The sequence below is a fragment of the Dysgonomonas gadei ATCC BAA-286 genome (genome assembly GCF_000213555.1).
Taxonomy (GTDB): Bacteria; Bacteroidota; Bacteroidia; order Bacteroidales; family Dysgonomonadaceae; genus Dysgonomonas; species Dysgonomonas gadei.
In genome coordinates this window covers 1-5,790 of sequence record NZ_GL891979.1, presented here as the reverse complement: position 1 = coordinate 5,790, position 5,790 = coordinate 1, and the positions used below count along the sequence as shown (strand labels likewise).

The 5,790-nt window shown below is 46.5% G+C and carries 2 tRNA genes and 3 rRNA genes; all 5 read right to left on the bottom strand.

Features of this window, described 5'->3' with window-relative positions:
- Positions 1-105: 105 nt before the first annotated feature.
- Positions 106-214: ribosomal RNA gene (rrf, locus tag HMPREF9455_RS00025) — 5S ribosomal RNA — on the bottom strand.
- A gap of 177 nt (positions 215-391) precedes the next feature.
- Positions 392-3,278: ribosomal RNA gene (locus tag HMPREF9455_RS00020) — 23S ribosomal RNA — on the bottom strand.
- A 186-nt stretch (positions 3,279-3,464) separates the two neighbouring features.
- Positions 3,465-3,538, bottom strand: a tRNA-Ala gene (locus HMPREF9455_RS00015).
- A 103-nt stretch (positions 3,539-3,641) separates the two neighbouring features.
- Positions 3,642-3,715: transfer RNA gene (locus HMPREF9455_RS00010), tRNA-Ile, on the bottom strand.
- Between the two features lie 203 nt (positions 3,716-3,918).
- Positions 3,919-5,445, bottom strand: a 16S ribosomal RNA gene (locus HMPREF9455_RS00005).
- Together the 16S, 23S and 5S rRNA genes with 2 tRNA genes alongside form the textbook arrangement of a ribosomal RNA operon.
- Positions 5,446-5,790 lie beyond the last annotated feature (345 nt).

Sequence of the window (5,790 nt, the reverse complement as noted above, 5' to 3'; positions counted from 1 at the left end):
TTTCTCATGGCGCTATCAGTATGTATCTAGATGCGGTATGCCTATTCCTCACATACCCAAACAAAAAAAGTCCCTCACTACACTAGTGAAGGACTTCTCTTCTTAAAACGGCGGTAACCTACTCTCCCACTTGCGCAGTACCATCGGCACGACCGGGCTTAACTTCTCTGTTCGGAATGGGAAGAGGTGGAGCCCCGGTGTTATAACCACCTGAATGCTTTTTATAGTGGATAGTTGATAGTGGACAATGTTTTATATGTAACTGTCAACTTTCAACTGTCAACTATATTGACTGATGTAAAAGAGCGAGTATCGTTAACTTATATTCCTAATATAGCAAACCTCTGGTTTGTTGTTCGGTGCCAGTTTTCTACGGTGAGTCTACTGGCACCATTGAAAGCGTCCGGGCAATTAGTACTACTCGGCTATGACATTGCTGCCTTTACACCTGTAGCCTATCTAGGTCGTAGTCTACAACCACCCTTAATGGATATCTTATCTTGAAGTCGGCTTCGTACTTAGATGCTTTCAGCACTTATCCAATCCGGACTTAGCTACCCGGCGATGCTCCTGGCGGAACAACCGGTAGACCAGGGGTCCGTCCAACACGGTCCTCTCGTACTAGTGTCAGATCTCCGCAAATATCCTGCGCCCACGATAGATAGAGACCGAACTGTCTCACGACGTTCTGAACCCAGCTCGCGTGCCACTTTAATGGGCGAACAGCCCAACCCTTGGGACCTGCTCCAGCCCCAGGATGTGACGAGCCGACATCGAGGTGCCAAACCATTCCGTCGATATGAGCTCTTGGGAATGATCAGCCTGTTATCCCCGGAGTACCTTTTATCCTTTGAGCGATGGCCATTCCATACTGAAACCACCGGATCACTATGCTCTAGTTTCCTACCTGATCGACTTGTGGGTCTCTCAGTCAAGCGTGCTTATACCATTACACTCTACGAACGGTTACCAATCGTCCTGAGCACACCTTTAGAAGCCTCCGTTACTCTTTTGGAGGCGACCACCCCAGTCAAACTACCCACCATACACTGTTCCTGCATCCGCAGGTTAGATTCCAAACAATTAAAGGGCCGTATTTCAAGGGTGGCTCCACAAGTACTAGCGTACCCGCTTCATAGCCTCCGGCCTATCCTACACATCAAGTGCCCAGAATCAATGTAAAGCTATAGTAAAGGTTCACGGGGTCTTTTCGTCCCATCGCGGGTAATCGGCATCTTCACCGATACTACAATTTCACCGAGATCACAGTTGAGACAGTGTCAAGATCATTACACCATTCGTGCAGGTCGGAACTTACCCGACAAGGAATTTCGCTACCTTAGGACCGTTATAGTTACGGCCGCCGTTTACTGGGGCTTCAATTCAATGCTTCTGATTGCTCATGACATCTCCTCTTAACCTTCCAGCACCGGGCAGGTGTCAGGCTATATACTTCTTCTTTCAAATTTGCATAGCCATGTGTTTTTGTTAAACAGTTGCCTTGACCTATTCTCTGCGGCCAGCCTTCCAGCTGGCACCCTTTATCCCGAAGTTACAGGGTCATTTTGCCTAATTCCTTAACTGTGAATCGCTCGAGCGCCTTAGTATTTTCAACCCGACTACGTGTGTCCGTTTGTGGTACGGTTGCTATACAGATTAGCGTTTAGCGGTTTTTCTAGGCAGTCTGTTTACCTGCATTATCTACGCTCCCGAAGGATTGTAGTACTATCAGTTTCAACTCCAAGGGCGGATTTGCCTACCCTCGTCTACGTCTACTTCCTTTAACCAAGTAATCCGTCACTTGGCAGCAGTGTCACTCCTGCGTCCCCACATAACTCTGTATAACAGTACCGGAATATTAACCGGTTCTTCCATCGGCTTCGCCGTTCGGCTACACCTTAGGGTCCGACTTACCCTGATCCGATTAGCGTTGATCAGGAAACCTTAGTCTTTCGGCGAGGAGGTTTCTCACCTCCTTTATCGTTACTTATACCTACATTTGCTTTTCTACACGCTCCAGAATACCTGACGGTACGCCTTCAACGCCGAGTAGAATGCTCCCCTACCGATAATATTTTATCCCATAGCTTCGGTAACATGTTTATGCCCGATTATTATCCACGCACGACCACTCGACTAGTGAGCTGTTACGCACTCTTTAAATGAATGGCTGCTTCCAAGCCAACATCCTAGCTGTCTTAGTAGTCATACTTCGTTAATTCAACTGAACATGTATTTGGGGACCTTAGCTGATGGTCTGGGTTCTTTCCCTCTCGGACATGGACCTTAGCACCCATGCCCTCACTCCCGGTAAAATCTTATGCCCATTCGGAGTTTATCTGGACTTGATAGGCGGCGAAGCCCTCGCATCCAATCAGTCGCTCTACCTGACATAAGTTATAAGCCGAGGCTGCACCTAAATGCATTTCGGGGAGTACGAGCTATCTCCAAGTTTGATTAGCCTTTCACCCCTACCCTCAGGTCATCCGAAAGCTTTTCAACGCTTACCGGTTCGGTCCTCCATTTGGTGTTACCCAAACTTCAACCTGCCCAAGGGTAGATCACTTGGTTTCGCGTCTACTCCTACTGACTAAAGCGCCCTGTTAAGACTTGCTTTCGCTTCGGATCCGTACATCATTGTACTTAACCTTGCCAGTAAGAGTAACTCGTAGGTTCATTATGCAAAAGGCACGCCGTCACAATTTAATGCTCCGACCGCTTGTAGGCACATGGTTTCAGGGTCTCTTTCACTCCTCTGTTCGAGGTGCTTTTCACCTTTCCCTCACGGTACTGGTTCACTATCGGTCTCTCAGGAGTATTTAGCCTTACCGGATGGTCCCGGCAGATTCACACAGGATTTCTCGTGTCCCGCGCTACTCAGGAGTCTGCTAGGCTTCATATCTGATTCGTATACGGGATTATCACCCTCTGTGATCGCTCTTTCCAAAACGTTCTACTTCAAATATTTCTTGCCACGGCGCAGTCCTACAACCCCGATATTGCCTAAACAATACCGGTTTGGGCTTTTCCCATTTCGCTCGCCACTACTTTGGGAATCATTTTTATTTTCTTTTCCTACGGGTACTTAGATGTTTCAGTTCCCCGCGTTTGCTCACTACATACATAGTGTAATATCCTCTTCGGATATTGGGTTGCCCCATTCGGAAATCCACGGATCAAGGGTTATTTGCACCTTCCCGTAGCTTATCGCAGCTTATCACGTCCTTCTTCGCCTCTGAGAGCCTAGGCATCCCCCATGTGCCCTTTCCTACTTTCTTTTTTCTATCTAATAAAGTACCCGAAGGTAGTTTATTAGCAGGGTTTGATAGATTATTTTTATAATCTAACTTTACTTGCTCTTTTTTTACATCATGTCAAAGATCGTTCTCTAATGGAGAGTGGAAAATGGAAAGTGGAAAATTTTTAAACTTTCAACTCTCAATTGTCTACTTTCAATTGAGTAGTGGAGAATAACGGATTCGAACCGTTGACCCCCTGCGTGCAAGGCAGGTGCTCTAGCCAGCTGAGCTAATCCCCCGTAAGGTAATTAATAATGAAAAATTAATAATTAAGAACCGGTTTTTACCGTTATTGTTAATTGTTAACTGTTAATTATTAATTGCAACGCCTCTGCGTTGTTGTAGTCCCAGGCAGAGTTGAACTGCCGACCTCTACATTATCAGTGTAGCGCTCTAACCAACTGAGCTATAGGACTGGCAAATTGCCTGAAACTGATTATACAGCTTCTTGGTTTCTCTTGGTTCCAGTGGACAGCGGAGAATGGACAGTGGACAGATTTTACGCTGTCAATTGTCAACTTTCAATTGTCAACTGAATATATATCTTAAAACAACAACATCATTTAAGAGTGTAGTACCTTTCTTAAAAAGGTCTACCTTGCTCGAACAGCATCTCCAGAAAGGAGGTGTTCCAGCCGCACCTTCCGGTACGGCTACCTTGTTACGACTTAGCCCCAGTCACCGGTTTTACCCTAGGACGCTCCTTGCGGTTACGCACTTCAGATACCCCCAGCTTCCATGGCTTGACGGGCGGTGTGTACAAGGCCCGGGAACGTATTCACCGCGCCATGGCTGATGCGCGATTACTAGCGAATCCAGCTTCACGGAGTCGAGTTGCAGACTCCGATCCGAACTGGGAGTGGCTTTGGAGATTAGCATCTTGTCACCAAGTAGCTGCCCTTTGTACCACCCATTGTAACACGTGTGTCGCCCCGGACGTAAGGGCCGTGCTGATTTGACGTCATCCACACCTTCCTCGCATCTTACGACGGCAGTCTTGTTAGAGTCCTCAGCTTGACCTGTTAGTAACTAACAATGTGGGTTGCGCTCGTTATGGCACTTAAGCCGACACCTCACGGCACGAGCTGACGACAACCATGCAGCACCTACACAGAAGCCATTGCTGGCTAACATCTTTCAACGTTATTCTTCTGCATTTCAAGCCCGGGTAAGGTTCCTCGCGTATCATCGAATTAAACCACATGTTCCTCCGCTTGTGCGGGCCCCCGTCAATTCCTTTGAGTTTCACCGTTGCCGGCGTACTCCCCAGGTGGATTACTTATCGCTTTCGCTTAGTCACATACGGTATATCGCATACAACTAGTAATCATCGTTTACGGCGTGGACTACCAGGGTATCTAATCCTGTTTGATCCCCACGCTTTCGTGCTTGAGCGTCAGTTATAGCTTAGTAAGCTGCCTACGCAATCGGAGTTCCTCGTTATATCTAAGCATGTCACCGCTACACAACGAATTCCGCCTACTTCATCTATACTCAAGAAACCCAGTTTCAACGGCAGTTTCGACGTTAAGCGTCGAGATTTCACCGCTGACTTAAGTTCCCGCCTGCGCACCCTTTAAACCCAATAAATCCGGATAACGCTCGCATCCTCCGTATTACCGCGGCTGCTGGCACGGAGTTAGCCGATGCTTATTCATACAGTACATGCAATAAGTTACACGTAACTCTTTTTATTCCTGTATAAAAGAAGTTTACAACCCATAAGGCAGTCTTCCTTCACGCGATTTGGCTGGTTCAGGCTCTCGCCCATTGACCAATATTCCTCACTGCTGCCTCCCGTAGGAGTCTGGTCCGTGTCTCAGTTCCAGTGTGGGGGACAAACCTCTCAGTTCCCCTATCCATCGTTGCTTTGGTGAGCCGTTACCTCACCAACTGGCTAATGGAACGCATGCCCATCTATAACCGATAAATCTTTAACAAATATCTCCATGCGGAGCCCCTGTTTTATGCGGTATTAGTCCGAATTTCTCCGGGTTATTCCCCTGTTATAGGTAGGTTGCATACGCGTTACTCACCCGTGCGCCGGTCGCCATCAAAGTATTGCTACCCTATGCTGCCCCTCGACTTGCATGTGTTAGGCCTATCGCTAGCGTTCATCCTGAGCCAGGATCAAACTCTTCTTTGTATATTCTTTTTTTAAACCTTTTGATCCTGTTCAAGCTTTCTTTACTATTGGGTAATAGTAATTGACGGTAGCACCTTTTTTAACTATCTCTAGCTTTTTTCCGGATATTTAATTTAATAAAAACCCAAATTGTGTACTACACTCTATAATGTTGTTATTTCAGTTCCTTCAAAGATCGCTCTTCCGCCCTACGCAAAACACCCTTCTTTAAACGTGCCCTTTAGTGGTAAAGCGGGTGCAAAAGTAGAAAACAATTCCTTACACTCCAAACTTTATGAAACCTTTTTTTGAAATATTTTTTAGACAAACATTGTAAAATCAAAGTATACACCTAGAATACAACAT